This is a genomic window from Pseudomonas sp. R38(2017), from assembly GCF_002112395.1.
Lineage (GTDB): Bacteria > Pseudomonadota > Gammaproteobacteria > Pseudomonadales > Pseudomonadaceae > Aquipseudomonas.
Map to the genome: position 1 here is coordinate 459769 of NZ_NEHN01000003.1, position 23485 is coordinate 483253.

19 protein-coding genes are annotated in these 23485 nt (G+C 59.2%); 16 read left to right on the forward strand and 3 right to left on the reverse strand.

The window, feature by feature from the left end; genetic code table 11:
- Positions 1-111: 111 nt before the first annotated feature.
- From dapC to map, 3 genes are read right to left on the reverse strand one after another with little or no spacing between them, the layout of a single operon-like run.
- Positions 112-1311, reverse strand: a complete 1200-nt coding sequence (gene dapC / locus CAF87_RS08895) for a succinyldiaminopimelate transaminase (RefSeq protein WP_085729803.1) — start codon at positions 1309-1311, stop codon at positions 112-114.
- 43 nt (positions 1312-1354) lie between these two features.
- Complete coding sequence (locus CAF87_RS08900) at positions 1355-4057, reverse strand: [protein-PII] uridylyltransferase (protein WP_085729804.1); 2703 nt, start codon at positions 4055-4057, stop codon at positions 1355-1357.
- A 39-nt stretch (positions 4058-4096) separates the two neighbouring features.
- A complete protein-coding gene (gene map / locus CAF87_RS08905; RefSeq protein ID WP_085729805.1) occupies positions 4097-4879 on the reverse strand; it encodes a type I methionyl aminopeptidase in 783 nt (260 codons plus the stop codon).
- Between the two features lie 374 nt (positions 4880-5253).
- Between map and rpsB the strand changes: the two genes are divergently transcribed.
- From rpsB to dnaE, 16 genes are all read left to right on the forward strand, one after another.
- The gene (gene rpsB, locus CAF87_RS08910; protein ID WP_003222119.1) at positions 5254-5991 is read left to right on the forward strand and encodes a 30S ribosomal protein S2; all 738 of its coding nucleotides are present in this window, start codon (positions 5254-5256) and stop codon (positions 5989-5991) included.
- Between the two features lie 190 nt (positions 5992-6181).
- Positions 6182-7045 carry a translation elongation factor Ts gene (gene tsf / locus CAF87_RS08915; RefSeq protein ID WP_085729806.1) on the forward strand — a complete coding sequence of 288 codons (864 nt, stop codon included), beginning with the start codon at positions 6182-6184 and terminating at the stop codon, positions 7043-7045.
- Between the two features lie 209 nt (positions 7046-7254).
- Entirely contained in the window at positions 7255-7998 is a 744-nt protein-coding gene (gene pyrH / locus CAF87_RS08920) for a UMP kinase (RefSeq protein WP_003222124.1), read from the forward strand.
- Positions 7995-8552 carry a ribosome recycling factor gene (gene frr / locus CAF87_RS08925; RefSeq protein WP_085688727.1) on the forward strand — a complete coding sequence of 186 codons (558 nt, stop codon included), beginning with the start codon at positions 7995-7997 and terminating at the stop codon, positions 8550-8552. Before pyrH ends, frr begins: the two co-directional genes overlap by 4 nt.
- A 13-nt stretch (positions 8553-8565) precedes the next feature.
- The gene (gene uppS, locus CAF87_RS08930; RefSeq protein WP_085729807.1) at positions 8566-9321 is read left to right on the forward strand and encodes a polyprenyl diphosphate synthase; all 756 of its coding nucleotides are present in this window, start codon (positions 8566-8568) and stop codon (positions 9319-9321) included.
- Positions 9321-10127, forward strand: a complete 807-nt coding sequence (locus CAF87_RS08935) for a phosphatidate cytidylyltransferase (protein ID WP_085729808.1) — start codon at positions 9321-9323, stop codon at positions 10125-10127. The genes uppS and CAF87_RS08935 overlap by 1 nt, the downstream gene beginning before the upstream one ends.
- On the forward strand, positions 10124-11314 hold the full coding sequence (gene ispC / locus CAF87_RS08940) for a 1-deoxy-D-xylulose-5-phosphate reductoisomerase (protein WP_085729809.1): 1191 nt from the start codon (positions 10124-10126) through the stop codon (positions 11312-11314). The genes CAF87_RS08935 and ispC overlap by 4 nt, the downstream gene beginning before the upstream one ends.
- Before the next feature lie 53 nt (positions 11315-11367).
- Entirely contained in the window at positions 11368-12720 is a 1353-nt protein-coding gene (gene rseP / locus CAF87_RS08945) for a sigma E protease regulator RseP (RefSeq protein ID WP_085729810.1), read from the forward strand.
- 74 nt (positions 12721-12794) lie between these two features.
- Complete coding sequence (gene bamA, locus CAF87_RS08950; protein ID WP_085729811.1) at positions 12795-15185, forward strand: outer membrane protein assembly factor BamA; 2391 nt, start codon at positions 12795-12797, stop codon at positions 15183-15185.
- 45 nt (positions 15186-15230) lie between these two features.
- Complete coding sequence (locus CAF87_RS08955) at positions 15231-15734, forward strand: OmpH family outer membrane protein (RefSeq protein WP_003222140.1); 504 nt, start codon at positions 15231-15233, stop codon at positions 15732-15734.
- A gap of 3 nt (positions 15735-15737) precedes the next feature.
- On the forward strand, positions 15738-16793 hold the full coding sequence (lpxD, locus tag CAF87_RS08960) for a UDP-3-O-(3-hydroxymyristoyl)glucosamine N-acyltransferase (RefSeq protein WP_085729812.1): 1056 nt from the start codon (positions 15738-15740) through the stop codon (positions 16791-16793).
- A gap of 106 nt (positions 16794-16899) precedes the next feature.
- Positions 16900-17340 carry a 3-hydroxyacyl-ACP dehydratase FabZ gene (gene fabZ, locus CAF87_RS08965; RefSeq protein WP_003222142.1) on the forward strand — a complete coding sequence of 147 codons (441 nt, stop codon included), beginning with the start codon at positions 16900-16902 and terminating at the stop codon, positions 17338-17340.
- Positions 17337-18113: an acyl-ACP--UDP-N-acetylglucosamine O-acyltransferase gene (lpxA, locus tag CAF87_RS08970; protein WP_085729813.1), complete on the forward strand. Its 777-nt coding sequence runs from the start codon at positions 17337-17339 to the stop codon at positions 18111-18113. The genes fabZ and lpxA overlap by 4 nt, the downstream gene beginning before the upstream one ends.
- A gap of 2 nt (positions 18114-18115) precedes the next feature.
- Positions 18116-19246, forward strand: a complete 1131-nt coding sequence (gene lpxB, locus CAF87_RS08975) for a lipid-A-disaccharide synthase (RefSeq protein ID WP_085729814.1) — start codon at positions 18116-18118, stop codon at positions 19244-19246.
- An 11-nt stretch (positions 19247-19257) separates the two neighbouring features.
- On the forward strand, positions 19258-19884 hold the full coding sequence (gene rnhB, locus CAF87_RS08980; RefSeq protein WP_085729815.1) for a ribonuclease HII: 627 nt from the start codon (positions 19258-19260) through the stop codon (positions 19882-19884).
- Positions 19885-19960: 76 nt separating this feature from the next.
- Positions 19961-23482, forward strand: a complete 3522-nt coding sequence (gene dnaE, locus CAF87_RS08985; protein ID WP_085729816.1) for a DNA polymerase III subunit alpha — start codon at positions 19961-19963, stop codon at positions 23480-23482.
- Positions 23483-23485: the final 3 nt, after the last annotated feature.

Here is a 23485-nt window from a genome sequence, read left to right on the forward strand (position 1 = left end):
CGGCTCAAGACTAACGTCTGACCGGCCGGCAAGTGGGGTAAATAGTTGGAGGATCTGTAACCCGATGTATGAGGCGCCCGTGCCGGATTGCCCGACACGAGCGTTCAGGCATTACTTGTGGCGCAGGACGAAATCGCGAATGCGCTCGGCCGCTTCCACGCATTCCGCCAGCGGCGCGACCAGCGCCATGCGCACACGGCCAGCCCCGGGGTTGACCCCGTCGACATCGCGGGACAGGTACGAACCCGGCACCACGGTCACGTGCTCTTCGGCATACAGATCACGGCAGAACACCGCGTCGTCACCTTGCACGTTTGGCCACAGGTAGAAGCTGCCGTCCGGACGCTGCACATCCATCACCGGGCTGAGGATCGCCAGTACGGCATCGAACTTCTCGCGATACAGCGCACGGTTGGCGCGTACATGCACTTCATCATTCCACGCGGCAACGCTGGCCAGTTGGGTCTGAACCGGCATCGCGCAGCCGTGGTAGGTGCGGTACAGCAGGAAACCCTTGAGGATATCGGCGTCGCCGGCAACGAAACCGGAGCGCAGACCCGGCAGGTTCGAGCGCTTGGACAGGCTATGGAACACCACGCAGCGCTTGAAATCCTTGCGATCCAGTTCGGCGCAAGCGCTGAGCAGGCCTGGCGGTGGCGTCTGTTCGTCAAAGTACAGTTCGCTGTAGCACTCGTCGGCGGCGATCACGAAGTCGTATTCGTCGGCCAGGGCGATCAGTTTTTTCAGGATGTCGACCGGAATCAGCGCGCCGGTCGGGTTGCCTGGCGAACACAGGAACAGGATCTGGCAGCGTTTCCAGATGTCTGGCGATACCGCGTCGAAGTCCGGGTTGAAGCCGTTCTCGTCCAGGCATGGCAGATAGTGCGGCTTGGCGCCGGCGAGGAACGCCGCGCCTTCGTAGATCTGATAGAACGGGTTCGGGCTGACCACCAGCGCGTCGTCGCCGCGGTTGACCACGGTTTGGGTGAAGGCGAAGAGCGCTTCACGGGTGCCGTTGACCGGCAGAACGTTGCGCGCCGGGTCGATCCAGCCGCTTGGCACGTTGAAGCGACGCTCGCACCAGGCGGCGATGGCTTCACGCAGGGCCGGGATGCCGAGGGTGGTCGGGTACACCGCCATCTGATCCAGATTGTTGGCCAGCGCCTCGGCGACAAAGCTTGGCGAACGGTGTTTCGGCTCGCCGATGGACAGCGCGATCGGGCGCTTGTCCGGGTTTGGCGTGACGCTGCCGAGCAGGGCGCGGAGCTTTTCGAACGGGTAGGGCTGGAGCTGGGACAGAGCGTTGTTCATCGGTGCTGGGTCTCGTGCAAAGCGGTTGAATCCGGGCGCTCAGTCAAATGCTGATGCGCGACAATTTGATATCGGGTTCCTGATTGACGCTGAGCTGCTCGACGATGGCATCCTGCAAACGGCTGCACAGCAGCGGGTCGGACAGCGGCTGATTGTGGGCGTCGGTGATGAAGAACACGTCTTCCACCCGCTCGCCCAGGGTGGCGATCTTGGCATTCTGCAGCGACAGATCGAACTCCAGGAAAATCCCGCCGATCCGTGCCAACAGGCCCGGACGGTCGGGTGCGGTCAGTTCCAGCACCGTCACCGGACGCTGGGCGTCGTTGTGGATCGTCACTTGTGGTGCGAACGCAAAGTGCTTGAGCTGACGCGGCACCCGACGCTGGATGATGGTCGGGTAGTCGTCCGGGTTGCGCAGGGCTTCGGTCAGGCCGTCGCGGATCTGTTTGACCCGGGTCGGATTGTCGCCAATGGATTCGCCTTCGGTGTCGAGCACGATGTAGGTGTCGAGGGTGAACTGGCTGCTGGAGGTGATGACCCGGGCGTCGTGAATGTTCAGGTTGAGCTGATCCATCGCGGCCACGGTCACAGCAAAGAAGTCATGCTGGTCCGGGGCATAAATGAAGATCTGCGTACCGCCCTCGAATTCACGCTGGGTGGTTTCCTTGATCAGCACCAGCGGTCCGCCGTCGGCCGGCTGCTGGAGAATCGCATCACTGTGCCAGGCCACGTCGCCGGCAGTGTGACGCAGGAAATAGTCATCGCCCAGTTGCGCCCACAACTGCTCGACATCGTCCGGGTCGGTGCCGCCGCGCACCAGAATGTCCAGCGCTGCGCTCTGGGTCTGGCGGATCTGTTCTTCGCGATCTACCGGGTTTTCCAGGCCGCGGCGCAGGGCGCGCTTGGTCTCGGTGTAGAGCTGGCGCAACAGGCTTGCGCGCCAGGAGTTCCACAGGGTCGGGTTGGTCGCGTTGATGTCTGCCACGGTCAGCACGTACAGGTAGTCGAGGCGGGTTTCGTCGCCGACGATCTGGGCGAAGTCATGGATCACCTGCGGGTCGGACAAGTCCTTGCGCTGGGCGGTGGTCGACATCACCAGATGGTTCTGTACCAGCCAGACGATCAGGCGACTGTCCCACACCGGCAGTTGATGGCGCTGGCAGAACGCCTCGGCATCCACTGCGCCGATATCCGAGTGGTCGCCGTGCCGGCCCTTGCCGATGTCGTGATACAGGCCCGCCATATAGATCAGTTCGGGTTTCGGCAGCTTGGCCATGAGCTTGGCGGCCAGCGGGAATTTTTCCGACACCTGTGAGTACTGCAATTTGCGCAGGTGTTTGATCAGATTCAGCGTGTGGGCATCGACCGTATAGATGTGGAACAGGTCGTGCTGCATCTGCCCGACAATGAAACCGAATTCAGGCAGGTAGCGTCCGAGAATGCCGTAGCGGTTCATCCGCCGCAGGTTGCGGTGGATGCCGATCTTGCACTTGAACAGTTCGATGAACAGGCTGGTATTGCGGATGTCGTTGCGGAAGTTGTCGTCGATCAGGTGACGGTTTTCCCGCAGCAGACGAATGGTGTCGGCGCGTACGCCTTTGATTTCCGGCTGCTGGGCCATCAATACGAAGATCTCGAGCATGGCGAACGGCGTGCGGCGGAACACGTTGTCGTTGCGTGCCTCGATGTAACCGTCGTGTAGCTGGAAACGCGAGTTGATCGGCTGCGGCGGCGCTTCGTCTTCCGGGGCGAGGATGACTTCCTCGAAGTGCTGGATGATCAGGTCGCTGAGCTGGGCGATGCTCATCACGACGCGGAAATACTGCTGCATGAAGTTTTCGACGGCCTGCTTGGCGTCGTCACCTTCAAACCCCAGCAACCCGGCAATGGTGCGCTGGTGATCGAACAGCAGGCGATCTTCGGAGCGGCCGGCCAGCATGTGCAGGGCGTAGCGCACTTTCCACAGGAATTCCTGAGACGACGCCAGCAGGGCGTTTTCACTCTCGACCAGGAAGCCCTCGCCTGCCAAAGCGCGCAGGTTCAGGGTGCCGTACTGGCGCCGGGCGACCCACAGAATCGTCTGAATATCCCGTAGTCCGCCGGGTGAGCCTTTGACGTTGGGTTCCAGGTTGTATTCGGTATCGTTGTACTTGTGGTGGCGGGCCTTCTGTTCGGCGCGCTTGGCCAGGAAGAACTCCTTGCTCGGCCACATGTGAGCGGTGCTGGTAACGTCCAGCATGCGCTGGCGAAGGCGTTCGGGGCCGCAGATGGTGCGGCTTTCCATCAGGTTGGTGACCACCGTCAGGTCGGCACGGGCCTCTTCGGCGCATTCGTCAACCGAACGAACGCTCTGACCGACTTCCAGGCCGATGTCCCACAACAGTGTGAGAAAACGCTCGATGGAATCGCGGAAGATTTCGTGATCGGCGCTGTCCAGCAGGATCAGCAGGTCGATATCGGAATAGGGGTGCAACTCACCGCGACCGTAGCCGCCGACCGCGACCAGCGCGATGTCGGCGTCTTCGCTCCAGTTGAACTGGTCCCAGGCCTTTTGCAGGATGTTGTCGACGAACCAGGCGCGATCCTCGATCAGTCGCCGGATGTCGCGGCCGCTTCGAAAGCGTGCATCGAGCACTTCGCGGGCCTGGCGGATCGCCTTCTTGAAGGCGGCGATAGGGCTCGCTTTCAGGGCCAGTTCAGCCTGGAACTGGCCGCGGTCGAAGAGTTCGGGATCCACCTGCGGCATCGATTGGCATTCCTTCTATAGGCTGGGAGCAGTTCCGGATCAGGCCGATACGCGCGGTATCGTGTCGTCGCTGCGCAGGGTGAAGATTTCGTAACCGGTGTCAGTGACAAGCAAAGTGTGTTCCCACTGTGCCGACAGCTTGCGGTCCTTGGTGATCGCGGTCCAGCCGTCGCCCAGCACCTTGGTATCGGCCTTGCCCTGGTTGATCATCGGTTCGATGGTGAAGGTCATGCCGGCTTTCAGTTCCATGCCGGTGCCGGCGCGGCCGTAGTGCAGGATCTGCGGCTCTTCGTGGAACACCTTGCCGATACCGTGGCCGCAGAACTCACGCACCACGGAGAAACCGTTCTTTTCAGCGTGCTTCTGGATGATCTCGCCGATGTCACCGAGACGGCAGCCGGGTTTGACGATCTCGATCGCCTTGTACATGCATTCCTGGGTAACCTGGGACAGGCGCTCGGCCCAGACCGGCACGGTGCCGACGTGGAACATGCGGCTGGTGTCGCCGTGGTAGCCGTCCTTGATCACAGTGACATCGATGTTCAGGGTGTCGCCGTTTTTCAGCGGCTTGTCGTTCGGGATGCCGTGGCAGACCACGTGGTTGATCGAGGTGCAGATCGACTTCGGGTAGCCCTTGTAGTTGAGCGGGGCAGGGATGGCCTTCTGTACGTCGACGATGTAATCGTGGCAGATCTGGTTCAGCTCATCGGTGGTCACGCCCGGCTTGACGTGTTCGGCAATCATTTCCAGCACGTCGGCGGCCAGTTTGCCGGCGACACGCATGCCAGCGATGTCCTCGGGGGTTTTGAGGGTGACGGTCATACAGGTTCTCTCTGCGCTCGGCGGCGCTTGCTGATACGAACAGGGGCGCGGCTGTTGATTTGGCGGCCCCGAAAAACGCGATTCTAACAGACCAAAGGCGCAAATCCGCGCCTGCGTGCATCGCTTCTCTCTATACAATGCGGTGCATTGTCCCGATTCCAAGGGGCTGGCGCCCATGTCCCTGACGCTATTACAGATTCCGGGTTCCGTTTGCGCCCTTCCTGTGATATAAAATGCGCCGCTTTCCGGGGATAGCCTCGAGAGCATTAACCCACACACGTGTCGACACGATGACCTGGGTGCCTTCGATCCTCGGATCAGGGGTTGGTCATTGGGATACGTGGAGGCCCAACCCGACTTATCAAGGAACTATCATGTCCCAAGTCAACATGCGCGATATGCTGAAGGCCGGTGTGCACTTCGGTCACCAAACCCGTTACTGGAATCCGAAAATGGGTAAGTACATTTTCGGCGCGCGTAACAAGATTCACATCATCAACCTTGAAAAAACCCTGCCAATGTTCAACGAAGCTCTGACTTTCGTAGAGCGTCTGGCCCAGGGCAAAAACAAGATTCTGTTCGTCGGCACCAAGCGTTCCGCTGGCAAGATCGTTGCTGAAGAAGCAGCACGTTGCGGTTCGCCGTACGTCGATCACCGCTGGTTGGGCGGCATGCTGACCAACTTCAAGACCATCCGTGCTTCCATCAAGCGTCTGCGTGACCTTGAAGTACAAGCCGAAGACGGTACTTTCGCCAAGCTGACCAAGAAAGAAGCGCTGATGCGCTCCCGTGATCTTGAGAAGCTGGATCGCTCCCTGGGCGGCATCAAGGACATGGGCGGTCTGCCAGACGCACTGTTCGTGATCGACGTTGACCACGAGCGCATCGCGATCACCGAAGCCAACAAGCTGGGCATCCCGGTCATCGGCGTTGTCGATACCAACAGCAGCCCGGAAGGCGTTGACTACATCATCCCGGGCAACGATGACGCAATCCGCGCTATCCAGCTGTACATGGGTTCGATGGCTGACGCTGTGATCCGTGGTCGCAACAATGTTGCTGGCGGCACTGTTGAGTTCGCAGCTGAAGAAACTCAGGCTGCAGCTGAGTAATTGACGCCCTGGCGTTGACTCAGTAAGCAAAAAGGGGGCTTGGCCCCCTTTTTGCCACCTCGAAAACCATCTGTCGGCAGCGCAGCTACAGCATCTGTAACGTGCAGCGGCTACAAACAGGTTCGGGAAGAATTGATCGCCCGTTCGATCGGGTGGAATGGTTGAAAACCTATCCAAGAGGAATTTGAAAATGGCAGCAATTACTGCAGCGTTGGTCAAAGAACTGCGCGAGCGTACCGGCGAAGGCATGATGGATTGCAAGAAGGCCCTGGAAAAGGCTGGCGGCGACATCGAAAAAGCCATTGATGACATGCGTGCTTCGGGCGCCATCAAGGCTGCCAAGAAGGCTGGCAACGTTGCCGCTGAAGGCGCTATCGCTGTCAAGGCTGACGGCAAGTCCGCTGTTCTGCTGGAAGTGAACTCGCAGACCGACTTCCTGGCCCTGCAGGACGACTTCAAGAACTTCGTCAGCGAAAGCCTCGAAGAAGCCTTCGCTCAGAAGCTGACCGACGCGGCTCCGCTGATCGCTTCGCGTGAAGCAGCTCGTGAAGCCCTGGTTGCCAAGTGTGGCGAAAACGTCAACATCCGTCGTCTGGCGCGTGTTGAAGGTGACGTTGTAGGCGCTTACCTGCACGGCAACAAGATTGGTGCAGTGGTTGTTCTGAAAGGCGGCGACGTCGACCTGGCCAAGAACATCGCTATGCACGTTGCAGCTTCGAACCCAGAGTTTCTGGACGCGTCGGAAATCTCCCCCGAGGCCATCGAGCGCGAGAAGAACGTATTCCTGCAGCTGAATGCCGACAAGATCGCCGGCAAGCCGGAAAACATCGTTGAGAACATGATCAACGGTCGTATCACCAAGTTCAAAGCCGAAGCCTCGCTGAAAGAGCAAGCCTTCGTCATGAATCCTGAAGTCAAGGTTGGCGAGCTGGCCAAGAAAGCCGGTGCCGAAATCGTTTCCTTCACCTACTTCAAAGTGGGCGAAGGCATCGAGAAGCCAGTTGATGACTTCGCTGCCGAAGTTGCCGCTCAAGTGGCTGCCGCCAAGCAATAAGACGGTTTTTCAACTGTCGCCCGAAAGAGGCTGCCCGCTCACGCGCGCAGCCTCTTTTCAGATAGGGTTACCAATTTTTAATTGGTTTCCCCTTGGAACTGACTTACAAAGCCATGTTCCGATGGCGCTGAAGCAGCGCCACGCTAGAGTGAACGCAGCTGCAAACAGCTCGCAAAGAATTTTTAAATACGCCGCAGGAGAGATTCGCAATGGCTCAGCAGGGCAGTGGTTATCAGGCTCGCTATAAACGCATTCTACTCAAGCTTAGCGGCGAGGCCCTGATGGGCTCGGAAGAGTTCGGGATCGATCCGAAAGTACTGGACCGCATGGCGCTGGAAGTCGGCCAACTGGTCGGCATCGGCGTTCAGGTTGGACTGGTGATCGGCGGCGGCAACCTGTTCCGCGGTGAAGCGCTGAGCAAGGCCGGCATGGATCGGGTCACCGGCGACCACATGGGCATGCTGGCCACTGTGATGAACGCCCTGGCCATGCGCGATGCGCTGGAACGTGCCAATATCTCGGCCATCGTGATGTCGGCCATTTCCATGGTGGGGGTAACCGATCACTATGATCGTCGCAAGGCCATGCGCCACCTGAACTCCAAGGACGTGGTGATTTTCGCGGCCGGTACCGGCAATCCGTTCTTTACCACGGATTCGGCGGCCTGCCTGCGTGCCATCGAGATCGATGCGGACGTCGTGCTCAAAGCGACCAAGGTCGATGGCGTCTACACCGCTGACCCGTTCAAAGACCCGCATGCCGAGAAGTTCGATCATCTGACTTATGATGAAGTACTGGATCGCAAGCTGGGTGTAATGGATCTGACGGCTATTTGCCTGTGCCGCGACCACAAGATGCCGCTGCGCGTATTCAACATGAACAAGCCTGGTGCCCTGCTGAACATCGTTCATGGCGGCGCTGAAGGCACCCTGATCGAGGAAGGTCAACAATGATCAACGAAATCAAGAAAGACGCTCAAGAGCGCATGAAAAAGTCGATCGAGTCGCTGAGCCATGCATTCGGCCAGATTCGTACCGGCAAGGCTCACCCGAGTATTCTGGGTAGCGTGATGGTTCCTTACTACGGTGCTGATACCCCTTTGAGCGGTGTTGCCAACGTCACGGTGAAAGACTCCCGTACCCTGCAAGTCGTGCCTTTCGAGCGCAACATGCTCACGGCAGTCGACAAGGCAATCATGAACGCCGGCCTGAACCTGAACCCGACCAACCTGGGTGAGTTGCTGCTGGTTTCCATGCCGGCTCTGACTGAAGAAACCCGAAAGGGCTTCACCAAGCAGGCCCGTGCTGCCGCTGAAGACGCTCGTGTCGCGGTACGCAACATTCGTCGCGATGCGCTGGGCGATTTGAAGAAACTGGTCAAGGACAAGGAAATCAGCGAAGACGAAGAGCGCCGTGCAGCGGCTGATATCCAGAAACTGACCGATAAGGCTGAAGCGGATATCGACGCGGCTACCAAGGAAAAAGAAGCGGATCTGATGGCCGTTTAAGGGTCGAGTTTTAATGGACAAGACCAAGCAGACTGCGCCGTCCGCGGTGCCGCGCCATGTCGCGATCATCATGGATGGTAACAATCGCTGGGCGAAAAAACGCTTTATGCCGGGTGTCGCCGGGCATAAAGCGGGCGTGGACGCTGTTCGGGCGGTGATCGAGGTGTGTGCCGAGGCCGGGGTCGAGGTGCTGACCCTGTTCGCCTTCTCCAGTGAAAACTGGCAGCGTCCGGCTGATGAGGTCAGTGCCTTGATGGATCTGTTCTTCAAGGCGTTGCGTCGTGAGGCCAAGCGCCTCAACGACAACAACATCAGTTTGCGCATCATTGGCGACCGCTCGCGTTTTCATCCAGAGCTTCAGGCTGCCATGCGCGAGGCTGAGGCCATGACTGCAGGCAGCAATCGCTTCATTCTGCAGATCGCCGCCAACTACGGCGGTCAGTGGGATATCGCGCAAGCTGCGCAGCGTCTGGCTCGCGAGGTTCAGGCCGGGCATCTGCGTCCGGAAGACATCACGCCGGATCTGCTGCAAACCTGTCTGGCGACCGGTGACCTGCCGCTGCCGGATCTGTGCATCCGCACTGGCGGCGAGCACCGCATCAGCAACTTCCTGCTGTGGCAACTGGCTTATGCCGAGTTGTACTTCTCCGACCTGTTCTGGCCGGACTTCAAACACGATGCCATGCGTACTGCGCTGGCCGATTTCGCTTCGCGTCAGCGTCGCTTCGGTAAAACGAGCGAGCAGATCGAAGCTGGAGCCCGGGTTTAATGCTTAAACAACGAATCATCACTGCGCTGATCCTGCTGCCGATCGCTCTGGGCGGTTTTTTTCTGCTTGAGGGCTCCGGTTTTGCGCTGTTTATCGGGCTGGTCGTGACGCTTGGTGCCTGGGAATGGGCGCGTCTGGCCGGTTTTACCGCGCAACCGTTTCGTGTCGGCTATGCGACGGTAGTCGCGCTGATGCTGTTCATCATGTACATCTTGCCGGGGCTGGCACCTTGGGTGCTGGGTGCCTCGGTGATCTGGTGGGCGGTAGCGACGTGGCTGGTGCTGACGTATCCGCGCTCCAGTGAGCGCTGGGCCAGTGCCGCCAGCAAGCTGGTGATCGGTTTGTTGATTCTTCTGCCTGCCTGGCAAGGTCTGATCCAGATCAAGCAATACCCGCTCGGCAACTGGCTGATCATGGCGGTGATGGTGCTGGTCTGGGGCGCTGATATCGGTGCCTATTTCTCCGGCCGTGCTTTCGGCAAGCGCAAGCTTGCCCCGCAAGTCAGCCCTGGAAAAAGCTGGGAAGGCGTGTATGGCGGTCTGGCACTGAGTCTCGTGATCACGACACTGGTAGCCCTGTTTCGTGACTGGACGGTGGCGCAACTGTTCAAGGGGCTGATCGGTGCCGCATTGATCGTGTTCATCTCGGTGGTGGGCGATCTGACTGAAAGCATGTTCAAGCGTCAGTCCGGTATCAAGGACAGCAGCAATTTGCTGCCTGGTCATGGCGGTGTGCTGGATCGAATTGACAGCCTGACTGCGGCGATCCCGGTATTTGCGGTGTTGCTGTGGATGGCTGCACCGTGAGCCGCCCGCAGCAGATTACCGTCTTGGGGGCAACCGGCTCGATTGGCCTGAGCACTCTGGATGTCATTGCTCGTCACCCAGAGCGTTATCAGGTTTTTGCGCTCAGCGGCTTTACACGTCTTAGTGAGCTGTTTGTCCTGTGCGTGCGCCATGTGCCGCAGTTCGCTGTGGTGCCGGAAGTCGCGGCAGCCCGTGGTTTGCAAGACGATTTGCGTGCTGCCGGCCTGTCGACCCGGGTGCTGGTAGGTGAGGAAGGTCTCTGTCAGGTCGCGGCAGCCCCTGAGGTGGATGCCGTGATGGCGGCGATCGTCGGCGCCGCTGGTCTGCGCCCGACCCTTGCGGCCGTCGAGGCGGGCAAGAAGATTCTCCTGGCCAACAAGGAGGCGCTGGTGATGTCCGGCGCCTTGTTCATGGAGGCGGTGCGCAAGAGCGGTTCGGTCTTGCTGCCCATCGACAGTGAGCACAACGCGATTTTTCAGTGCATGCCGCAGGATTTCGCTCGTGGATTGAGCAATGTCGGCGTGCGTCGGATTTTGCTGACAGCCTCTGGTGGTCCTTTCCGGCAGACGCCGATGGCTGAACTGGCGCATGTTTCTCCCGATCAGGCCTGTGCTCATCCTAACTGGTCCATGGGTCGCAAGATTTCCGTGGATTCGGCCAGCATGATGAACAAGGGCCTCGAGCTGATCGAAGCCTGCTGGCTGTTCGATGCCCGGCCGTCGCAAGTCGAAGTGGTGATCCATCCACAGAGCGTGATTCACTCTCTGGTCGACTACGTAGATGGCTCGGTACTGGCGCAGTTGGGTAATCCCGACATGCGTACGCCGATCGCCAATGCGCTGGCCTGGCCTGAACGCATTGATTCTGGCGTGGCGCCACTGGACCTGTTTGCCATCGCACGCCTGGACTTCGAGGCGCCCGATGAGGAACGCTTCCCGTGCCTGCGGCTTGCCCGTCAGGCAGCCGAGGCCGGCAACAGTGCACCTGCCATGCTCAATGCCGCGAATGAAGTCGCGGTGGCGGCGTTTCTCGACGGGCGGGTTCGCTATCTCGAAATCGCGAGTATCATCGAGGAGGTGTTGAATCTCGAGCCGGTGGTTGCGCTGAATGATCTCGATGCGGTGTTCACGGCGGACGCGGCAGCACGTACGCTCGCCGGGCAATGGCTGGCTCGTCACGGTCGATAGGCCCAGCGGTACATGGCTTCATGCGGCATAGAACAGGATTGCGGAGAAAGTAGATGAGCGCGCTCTATATGATTGCCGGCACCCTGATCGCCCTGGGTGTGCTGGTCACCTTTCACGAATTCGGCCACTTCTGGGTCGCGCGTCGCTGTGGCGTCAAGGTTCTGCGCTTTTCCGTGGGCTTCGGCATGCCGTTGCTGCGCTGGCATGACAAGCAGGGGACCGAGTTTGTCGTCGCAGCCATTCCGCTGGGTGGCTACGTCAAGATGCTCGATGAGCGTGAAGGTGAAGTGCCCGCTGATCAGCTTCATTTGTCTTTCAATCGCAAGTCCGTTCGCCAGCGTATTGCTATCGTGGCGGCTGGTCCGGTCGCCAACTTCCTGCTGGCCATGGTGTTCTTCTGGGTGCTGGCCATGCTCGGCAGTGAACAGGTCCGTCCGGTCATCGGAGCAGTCGAGTCCGGCAGCATTGCAGCGAAAGCCGGCCTTAATGCAGGTCAGGAAATCGTCGCCATCGACGGTGAACCGACTTCGGGCTGGGCGGCTGTCAATCTGCAGCTGGTACGTCGCCTGGGGGAAAGCGGCTCCCTGCAGGTGCTGGTGCGTGAGCAGGGCTCTACGGCCGATTCGCCGCGAGAGCTTGCACTGGATCACTGGCTCAAGGGGGCTGACGAGCCGGATCCGATTCGCTCCCTGGGTATCCGCCCATGGCGTCCTGCTTTGCCGCCGATTCTCGCTGAACTCGATCCGAAAGGTCCGGCCCAGGCAGCCGGGTTGAAGACCGGTGATCGTCTACTGGCGCTGGATGGCAAGGCGCTGGATGACTGGCAACAAGTGGTCGACACCGTTCGTACGCGTCCTGATACCAAAATCATGCTGCACGTCGAGCGCGACGGTGCTCAAATCGACGTCCCCGTGACGTTGGCCGCACGCGGCGAGAGCAAGTCGCCAAGTGGTTATCTTGGGGCGGGAGTGAAAGCTGTCGACTGGCCGCCGGAGATGATCCGCGAGGTCAGCTACGGTCCTTTGGCCGCGATTGGCGAGGGTGCGCGTCGTACCTGGACCATGAGCGTCCTGACGCTGGATTCACTGAAGAAAATGCTGTTCGGCGAGCTCTCGGTAAAAAACTTGAGTGGACCGATAACCATTGCTAAAGTGGCGGGCGCTTCTGCCCAGTCGGGTGTCGCTGATTTCCTGAATTTCCTTGCTTATCTGAGTATTAGCCTGGGGGTTCTGAATTTGCTGCCCATTCCTGTACTGGATGGGGGGCATTTGTTGTTTTATCTGATCGAGTGGGCGCGTGGTCGTCCCTTGTCGGATCGGGTGCAAGGTTGGGGGATACAGATCGGTATCAGTTTGGTGGTCGGGGTGATGTTGCTTGCTCTGGTCAACGATCTGGGTCGACTGTAACGCTTCGCTGAATTGCGAATCTGCCGCATTTTGCGGCAGTTTGTTTATTGCCAGTTGGAATAAGAAAGGACTTCATGAAACGTCTGCTGCTAACTGCGGTTCTCACCGTATTGATGATCGCCGAAGTTCACGCCGAGTCCTTCACTATCTCTGATATTCGCGTCAATGGCCTCCAGCGGGTCTCCGCGGGTAGCGTCTTTGGTGCCTTGCCGTTGAACGTCGGCGAGCAGGCGGATGATCGTCGCCTGGTGGAATCCACTCGTGCGTTGTTCAAAACCGGTTTCTTTCAAGATATCCAGCTGGGCCGCGAAGGCAACGTTCTGGTGATCACCGTCGTCGAACGTCCATCGGTCGCGAGCATCGAGATCGAAGGCAACAAGGCGATCTCCACCGAAGACCTGATGAAGGGCCTCAAGCAATCCGGTCTGGCCGAAGGCGAGATCTTCCAGCGTGCGACCCTCGAAGGCGTGCGTAACGAACTGCAACGCCAGTACGTTGCGCAAGGTCGTTACTCGGCTACCGTCGATACCGAAGTGGTATCGCAGCCGCGTAACCGTGTCGGCCTGAAAGTGAAGATCAACGAAGGCACCGTCGCTGCCATTCAGCACATCAACGTGGTGGGCAACACGGTTTTCCCTGAAGAAGACCTGACCGACCTGTTCGAACTGAAGACCACCAACTGGTTGTCGTTCTTCAAGAACGATGACAAGTACGCTCGTGAAAAGCTTTCCGGTGACCTGGAGCGTCTGCGTTCCTACTACCTGGACCGCGGCTATATCAACATGGATATCGCTTCGACCCAGGTGTCCATCACCCCGGACAAGAAACACGTCTATATCACCGTCAACGTGACTGAAGGCGAGAAGTACACCGTTCGTGACGTCAAGCTCAGCGGTGACCTGAAAGTCCCTGAAGACCAGGTCAAGTCGCTGCTGCTGGTGCAAAAGGGCCAGGTGTTCTCGCGCAAGCTGATGACCACCACTTCGGAACTGATCACTCGTCGTCTGGGTAACGAGGGTTACACCTTCGCCAACGTCAATGGCGTTCCGCAGCCGCACGATGATGACCACACCGTGGACATCCTGTTCGCTGTCGATCCGGGCAAGCGTGCCTACGTCAACCGCATCAACTTCCGTGGCAACACCAAGTCCGAAGACGAAGTGCTGCGCCGCGAAATGCGTCAGATGGAAGGTGGCTGGGCTTCGACTTACCTGATCGACCAGTCCAAGACCCGTCTTGAGCGTCTGGGCTTCTTCAAGGAAGTGAACGTCGAGACTCCTGCTGTTCCGGGCGTCGACGACCAGGTTGACGTTAACTATGCAGTTGAAGAGCAGGCTTCCGGTTCGATCACCGCCAGCGTTGGTTTCGCCCAGAGCGCCGGTCTGATCCTCGGTGGTTCGATCACCCAGAACAACTTCCTGGGTACCGGTAACCGCGTCAGCGTCGGCCTGACCCGCAGTGAATACCAGAGCCGTTACAACTTCGGTTACGTTGACCCCTACTGGACCGCCGATGGCGTGAGCCTGGGTTACAACGCGTTCTATCGCACCACCGACTACAAAGACCTCGACGTCGACGTAGCAAGCTATGCCGTAGACAGCCTGGGCGCTGGTGTGAACGTTGGCTACCCGATCAGCGAGACTTCGCGTCTGACCTTCGGTCTGTCCGCTCAGCAGGACAAGATCAAGACCGGTCAGTACACCGTCGACGAGATCTTCGACTTCGTGAACCGTGAAGGCGATCAGTACCTGAACTTCAAGGCTTCGGCCGGCTGGTCCGAGTCGACCCTGAACAAAGGCGTGCTGCCGACCCGTGGTCGCTCCCAGAGCCTGACCCTGGAAACCACCATTCCGGGCAGCGACCTGTCGTTCTACAAACTCGATTACCGTGGCCAGCTGTTCCAGCCGATCACCGAGAACTACACCCTGCGTCTGCACACCGAGCTGGGGTATGGTGATGGTTACGGTTCGACCGATGGCTTGCCGTTCTATGAAAACTACTATGCTGGTGGTTTCAACTCGGTTCGCGGTTTCAAGGACAGCACCTTGGGGCCACGCAGTACACCTAGCCGGGGTAAAGATAAGACCGGTAACGTCGGCACAATCGCAGATCCGGACCAGGATCCGCTGCCATTCGGTGGCAACGTCCTGATCCAGGGTGGTATGGAAGTCCTGTTCCCGATGCCGTTCGTCAAGGATCAGCGTTCGCTGCGTACTTCCGTGTTCTGGGATGTGGGTAACGTTTTCGACTCCAAGTGCCAGCAGACACTCAACACTGACGGCATCACCAAGTCCAAGACGCAGTGCAACGACGTCAGCTTCAGCAACATGGCCAGCTCTGTCGGTGTCGGCGTGACCTGGGTTACCGCACTGGGTCCTTTGAGCTTCGCGTTGGCCACACCGATCAAGAAGCCGGATAACGCTGAAACTCAAGTGTTCCAATTCTCCCTCGGCCAGACGTTCTAAGCGTCTGACCCAAGATAACGACAATGGATTTTGTAGGAGTGCATCGTGCGTAAGTTGACTCAATTGGTTCTCCTGGCCTCTGTACTGGTGGCAGGCCCGGCATTTGCCGACATGAAAATCGCTGTTCTGAACTATCAGATGGCTCTGCTGGAGTCCGATGCGGCCAAGAAGTACGCTGTGGATGCCGAGAAGAAGTTCGGTCCTCAACTGACCAAACTGAAGACGCTGGAAAGCAGCGCCAAGGGTATCCAGGATCGTCTGATGGCTGGCGGCGACAAGATGCAGCAGGGCGAGCGTGAGCGTCTGGAGCTGGAATTCAAGCAAAAGGCCCGTGACTTCCAGTTCCAGTCCAAGGAACTGAACGAAGCCAAAGCTGTTGCTGACCGTGAAATGCTCAAGCAGCTCAAGCCGAAGCTGGATAGCGCAGTGGAAGAAGTCATCAAGAAAGGTGGTTTTGACCTGGTGTTCGAGCGTGGCGCAGTGATCGATGTCAAGCCTCAATACGACATCACGCGCCAGGTTATCGAGCGCATGAATCAGCTGAAGTAACCCATGACCGTGACTATCAAACTCGGCCAGTTGGCCGAGTTCCTCGGTGCCACCCTGAGTGGCGATCCCGAGAAGCAAATTACTGGGCTAGCCACCTTGCAGGAGGCTGGCCCAGCTCAGTTGAGCTTTCTGGCAAACCCCCAATACCGCAAATACCTGGCTGGCTCGCAGGCGGCAGCATTGTTGCTCAAGGCCGCTGATGCAGAAGGTTATGCCGGTAATGCGTTGGTGGTGCCGGATCCTTATCTGGCTTACGCACGCATTTCCCACCTCTTCGATCCGAAACCGAAATCCGCAGCCGGTATCCATCCGTCCGCAGTGATCGCTCCGGACGCCGTGGTCGATCCGACTGCCAGCATCGGTCCCTTTGTGGTGATCGAGGCAGGTGCGCGGGTCGGTGCCGGCGTAACGCTTGGCGCGCATTGCGTTGTCGGCGCCCGCAGTGAAATCGGCGAAGGCGGCTGGCTTGCTCCGCGGGTCACGCTGTATCACGACGTGCGAATCGGCAAGCGTGTGGTGATCCAGTCCGGTGCCGTACTTGGCGGTGAAGGCTTCGGCTTTGCCAATGAAAAAGGCATCTGGCAGAAAATCGCTCAGATTGGTGGCGTCACCATCGGCGACGATGTGGAGATTGGCGTGAATACCGCCATCGACCGCGGCGCGTTGGCCGACACCGTGATCGGTAACGGCGTCAAGCTCGACAACCAGATTCAGATCGCCCACAACGTTCAGGTCGGTGATCACACTGCCATGGCAGCGTGCGTGGGGATTTCCGGCAGTACCAAAATCGGCAAGCACTGCATGCTCGCCGGTGGTGTCGGCCTGGTAGGGCACATCGATATTTGCGACAACGTATTCCTGACCGGGATGACCATGGTGACTCACTCGATTACCGAGCCGGGCGCCTATTCTTCCGGTACGGCCATGCAGCCGGCTGCCGAGTGGCGCAAAAGCGCGGCACGCATCCGTCAGCTCGATGACATCGCGCGACGGTTGAAACAGCTGGAAAAGCGGGCAGGGGAAGTGACCCCTGGCGGTAATGCTTCATCTGAAGGCTGATACCATTTCCATATCAAGTGTGCACAGCCTCTGGACTGCCTCCTTGATTTGCTAGAGGAGTGCGCGTCAGTCGCGCTCCCAATCTTTACATAGGCTTCCCCCCGAAATGATGGACATCAACGAGATTCGCGAATACCTGCCTCACCGCTACCCGTTCCTGCTGGTGGACCGGGTGGTGGAACTGGATACTGAAGGCAAGCGCATTCGCGCCTACAAGAATGTCAGCATCAACGAACCGTTCTTCAATGGCCACTTCCCTGCCCACCCGATCATGCCGGGCGTGTTGATCATTGAAGCGATGGCTCAGGCTGCCGGGATCCTCGGTTTCAAGATGCTCGATGTGAAACCGGCCGATGGCACCCTCTACTATTTCGTCGGTTCCGACAAACTGCGTTTCCGTCAGCCAGTGCTGCCGGGTGACCAGTTGATCCTCGAAGCCAAGTTCATCAGCTGCAAGCGTCAGATCTGGAAGTTCGAATGTCAGGCTTCGGTCGATGGCAAGCCAGTCTGCTCCGCTGAAATCATCTGTGCGGAACGCAAGCTATGAGTTTGATTGACCCTCGCGCAATCATCGATCCTTCGGCCGTACTGGCCGAAGGTGTCGAGGTCGGCCCGTGGTCGATCATCGGCGCAGGTGTGGAAGTCGGCGAGGGAACAGTGATCGGGCCTCACGTGATCCTCAAAGGTCCGACCCGAATCGGCAAGCACAACCGCATCTACCAGTTTTCCTCGGTAGGCGAAGACACGCCGGATCTCAAGTACAAGGGTGAAGAAACCCGTCTGGTGATCGGTGACCATAACGTTATCCGTGAAGGCGTGACGATTCACCGTGGTACGGTTCAGGATCGTTCCGAGACCACCCTGGGTGATCACAACCTGATCATGGCTTACGCCCACATCGGTCACGACAGTGTCATCGGCAACCATTGCATCCTGGTCAACAACACGGCACTGGCCGGCCACGTGCATGTCGAGGACTGGGCGATCCTGTCCGGCTTCACGCTGGTGCACCAGTATTGCCACATTGGCGCCCACAGCTTTTCCGGCATGGGAACGGCCATCGGCAAGGACGTTCCGGCGTTCGTCACGGTGTTCGGCAACCCGGCGGAAGCGCGTAGCATGAACTTCGAAGGCATGCGCCGTCGTGGGTTCAGCGAGGATGCCATTCATGCCTTGCGCCGCGCCTACAAAACCGTCTACCGCCAGGGATTGACAGTCGAGCAAGCCCTGGCCGAACTGGCTGAGCCTGCCGCCCAGTTCCCGGAAGTTGCGGTGTTCCGTGACTCCATCCAGTCGTCGTCTCGCGGCATCACCCGCTGATCATGGCCAATCTGCGTATTGCGCTGGTGGCGGGTGAGGCTTCCGGTGACATCCTGGGTGCCGGTCTGATGCGTGCCCTCAAGGCACAGCATCCTGCGGTCGAGTTCATCGGCGTCGGCGGCCCGTTGATGCAGGCCGAAAGCCTGAGCTCCTACTTCCCCATGGAGCGGTTGTCGGTCATGGGGCTGGTGGAGGTCCTCGGGCGATTGCGTGAACTGCTCAAGCGCCGCAAGGACCTGATCGCCATGCTGATCGCTGAAAAGCCGGATGTGTTCATCGGCATCGACGCCCCTGATTTCAACCTCAATATCGAACTCAAGCTGCGTCAGGCCGGAATCAAGACCGTGCACTACGTCAGCCCCTCGGTATGGGCGTGGCGGCAGAAGCGGGTGCTGAAGATTCGCGAAGGCTGTGACCTGATGCTCACGCTGCTGCCGTTCGAAGCCAGATTTTACGAAGAGAAAGGTGTACCGGTGCGATTCGTCGGCCATACGCTGGCCGATACCATTCCACTGGAGGCCGATCGCAGCGCTGCGCGCGCCGAACTGGGTCTACCGGACGGTCCGCTGGTGGCGTTGATGCCCGGTAGTCGTGGTGGTGAAGTCAGTCGTCTGGGTGCACTGTTCCTCGATACCGCCGAGCGTCTGCGCGCCATGCGCCCGGGTTTGCGTTTCGTCATACCGTGCGCCAATCCCGAGCGTCGGGCGCAGCTTGAAGAACTGCTGGCCGGTCGTGACCTGCCGGTGGCCTTGCTCGACGGCAAATCCCACTTGGCTTTGGCAGCGTGCAACGCAGTCCTGATCGCGTCAGGCACTGCGACCCTCGAGGCGCTGTTGTACAAGCGACCAATGGTCGTAGCCTATCGTCTGGCACCGCTGACGTTCTGGATTCTCAAACGCATGGTCAAGAGCCCGTACGTCTCTCTGCCTAACCTGCTGGCCCAGCGACTGCTGGTGCCGGAATTGTTGCAGGATGATGCGACGGTCGAGGCGCTCGCGCAGACCTTGTTGCCGTTGATCGACGGCGGTGAAGAACAGACTCGTGGCTTCGACGAAATCCACCGTACCCTGCGCCTGGATGCCTCCAATCAGGCGGCTGACGCCGTTCTGAACCTGATCGGTCAAACACGATGAGCAAGACAAGCATGCAGATGGGTCTGGATTTCACTTTGGTCGCCGAAGTCGAAGAATTGGTGGCCGGCGTTGATGAAGTCGGTCGCGGCCCTTTGTGCGGCGCGGTTGTCACGGCGGCAGTCATCCTCGATCCGAACCGGCCGATTCTTGGTCTCAACGACTCGAAAAAGCTGACCGAAGCCAAGCGTGAAAAGCTCTACGACGAAATCTGCGAAAAGGCTTTGAGCTGGTGCATCGCCCGCGCCGAAGTCGAAGAAATCGACGAGCTGAACATCCTTCACGCTACCATGCTGGCCATGCAGCGCGCCGTCGCGGGTCTGCATATCCAGCCGAAACTGGCGATGATCGACGGCAACCGCTGCCCGAAACTGCCGATGCGTTCCGAAGCAGTGGTCAAGGGCGATAGCAAGGTCCCGGCCATCGCCGCCGCGTCGATTCTGGCCAAGGTCAGCCGCGACCGCGAAATGGCAGCGTTCGAATTGATCTACCCGGGTTACGGCATCGGCGGTCATAAAGGCTACCCGACGCCCGTTCATCTGGAAGCGCTCGTGCGTTTGGGGCCGACGCCGATTCATCGGCGTTCTTTTGCCCCGGTTCGGCAGGCTTATGAAGCGCTGGAAGGCCTGACGCCGGTTTAGCGGCGAGGCTGATGTTTTATTCGGGGCCCGGTACAATCCGGGCCTTGTTGTCTCTATGTAACTGGACAGGATCACTATGCCGGCTTCATTCGTTCATCTACGCCTGCACACTGAATACTCCCTGGTCGACGGGCTGGTGCGGATCAAGCCGCTGGTTAAGGCCTTGACCGGCATGGGCATGCCGGCCGTTGCGGTTACCGACCAGAACAACATGTGTTCGCTGGTCAAGTTCTATAAAAACACCATGGGCGCCGGGATCAAGCCGATCTGCGGCGCCGACCTGTGGCTGTCGAACAAGGACCCCGATGGTCCGCTGAGCCGCATCAGCCTGCTGGTCATGAATGCCCAGGGCTATCGCAACCTGACCGAGCTGATTTCCCGTGGCTTCATCGACGGTCAGCGCAACGGCATGGTCATCATTGAGCGCGAGTGGGTCGCCGAGGCCAACGAAGGCCTGATCATGCTGTCCGCCGCCAAAGAGGGCGAGATCGGCATGGCCATGATCGGCGGCAATCCCGCCGAGGCCGAAACCCTGACGCGCGAATGGATGGCAGTGTTCCCGGATCGTTTTTATCTGGAAGTCCAGCGCACCAACCGTCCGAACGATGAAGAACAGCTGCACGGCGCCGTCGCTCTGGCCGACAAGCTTGGTGCTCCGCTGGTCGCCACCAACGATGTGCGCTTCATCAAACAGGAGGATTTCGAGGCTCACGAAACCCGCGTCTGCATCGGCGAAGGCCGGGCCCTCGACGACCCGCGTCGTTCGAAGAACTACAGCGATCAGCAGTACCTGAAAAGCGCCGAGGAAATGGCCGAGCTGTTCAGCGACCTGCCGGATGCGGTGGAAAACACCGTCGAGATCGCCAAACGCTGCAACATCGACGTGAAACTGGGCAAGCACTTCCTTCCGGACTACCCGATTCCCGATGGCATGACCATCGACGAGTATTTCCGCAAGGTGTCGTTCGATGGTCTGGAAGAGCGACTCAGCGTGCTGCTGCCCAAGGACACCACCGAAGATTACGAGGCCAAGCGTCAGGTCTATGTCGACCGGCTGAATTTCGAGCTGGATATCATCATTCAGATGGGATTCCCCGGTTACTTCCTGATCGTGATGGACTTTATCCAGTGGGCCAAGAACAACGGCGTGCCGGTGGGCCCGGGCCGGGGGTCGGGTGCCGGATCGCTGGTGGCCTATGTGCAGAAGATCACCGACCTTGACCCGCTGGAATATGACCTGCTGTTCGAACGTTTCCTCAACCCGGAACGGGTATCCATGCCCGACTTCGACGTCGACTTCTGCATGGATGGTCGCGATCGGGTGATCGATTACGTGGCCGAAAAATACGGCCGCAACGCCGTAAGCCAGATCATCACTTTCGGTTCCATGGCGGCGAAGGCTGTGGTCCGCGACGTGGCGCGGGCCCAGGGCAAGTCGTTCGGCCTGGCGGATCGCCTGTCGAAGATGATTCCGTTCGAAGTCGGCATGACCCTGGAAAAAGCCTACGAGCAGGAAGAAATCCTGCGCGACTTCATCAAGGTCGATGAAGAAGCGGCAGAAATCTGGGAGATGGCGCGCAAGCTCGAGGGCGTGGTGCGTAACGTCGGTAAACACGCCGGTGGTGTGGTGATCGCACCGACCAAACTGACCGACTTCTCGCCGATCTATTGCGACGAGGCCGGCGATGGTCTGGTGACCCAGTTCGACAAGGACGACGTGGAGGCGGCCGGTCTGGTGAAGTTCGACTTCCTCGGCCTGCGGACCCTGACGATCATCGACTGGGCGCTGAAAACCATCAATCGCGACCGCGCCAAGGTCAACGAGCCGCCGCTGGACATCGCGTTCATCCCGCTGGATGACAAGCCGACCTATCAGCTGCTGCAAAAAGCTGAAACCACCGCGGTGTTCCAGCTTGAATCCCGCGGCATGAAAGAGCTGATCAAAAAGCTCAAGCCCGACTGCCTCGAAGACCTTATCGCACTGGTGGCCCTGTTCCGTCCGGGCCCGCTGCAGTCCGGCATGGTGGATGACTTCATCAACCGCAAGCACGGTCGCGCGGAGCTTGCGTATCCGCACCCGGATTACCAGTACGAAGGCTTGCAGCCGGTGCTGGCACCGACGTACGGCATCATTCTGTATCAGGAACAGGTGATGCAGATCGCTCAGGTCATGGCCGGTTACACCCTCGGTGGTGCGGACATGCTGCGCCGGGCGATGGGTAAGAAGAAACCCGAGGAAATGGCCAAACAGCGCGGCGGTTTCATTGAAGGTTGTGCGTCGAACAATATCGATGCGGATCTTGCCGGTAACATTTTCGACCTGGTGGAGAAATTCGCCGGTTACGGCTTCAACAAATCCCACTCCGCCGCCTACGGCCTGGTGTCGTACCAGACTGCCTGGCTGAAGGCTCACTACCCGGCGCCGTTCATGGCCGCGGTGCTATCGGCGGATATGCACAACACCGACAAGGTCGTGACCTTGATCGAGGAAGTGCGCACGATGAAGCTGCGTCTTGATGCGCCGGACGTGAACACGTCGGAGTTCAAGTTCACGGTGAACGACGAGGGCCGCATCGTGTACGGCCTGGGCGCGATCAAAGGCGTCGGCGAAGGTCCGGTGGAAGCGATCACCGAGGCCCGTCAGGCCGGTCCGTTCAAGGATCTGTTCGACTTCTGCGCCCGGGTCGACCTCAAACGCATCAACAAGCGCACGCTGGACGGCCTGATCCGCAGCGGCGCACTGGATCGCCTTGGCCCGTATTTCCATGACGAGCAAAAGGCGTATCAGGCCAACATCGACCGCAACCGCGCGGTCTTGCTGGCGGCGATGGAAGAGGCGATCAAGTCTGCCGAACAGACTGCGCGTACCCGCGACAGCGGTCACGCCGACCTGTTCGGCGGGTTGTTCGTCGAGGAAGACGCAGACGTTTACGCGCTGCATCGCAAGGCCAAGGAGCTGACCCTCAAGGAACGCTTGAAGGGTGAAAAAGACACTCTCGGCCTGTACCTGACCGGTCACCCGATCGATGAATACGAAGGTGAAATCCGCCGTTTCGCCCGCCAGCGCATCATTGACCTGAAACCGGCCCGCGACACCCAGACCGTGGCGGGGATGATCATCGCCCTGCGGGTGATGAAGAACAAAAAGGGCGACAAGATGGGCTTCATCACCCTCGACGACCGCTCCGGGCGGATCGAGGCGTCGCTGTTCGCCGATGCGTTCCACTCCGCGCAATCGCTACTGCAGACCGATGCGATGGTGGTGGTCGAAGGTGAGGTCAGCAACGATGACTTCTCCGGTGGTCTGCGGCTGCGGGTCAAGCGGGTGATGAGTATGGAAGATGCGCGCACCAACCTCGCCGAGAGCCTGCGCTTGAAGCTGCAGACCCAGGACCTGAAAGGCGATCAGCTACGCTGGTTGGGTGATTTGCTCAAGCGTCATCGCGGGGCGTGTCCGATCACCATGGAATACACCAGTCCCGATGCGAAGACCTTGCTGCAGTTTGGCGAGACCTGGCGGATCGACCCGGCGGATGCCTTGATTCAAGCCCTGCGTGACCAGTTCGGGCGAGACAACGTCTTCCTCCAATACCGTTGACCG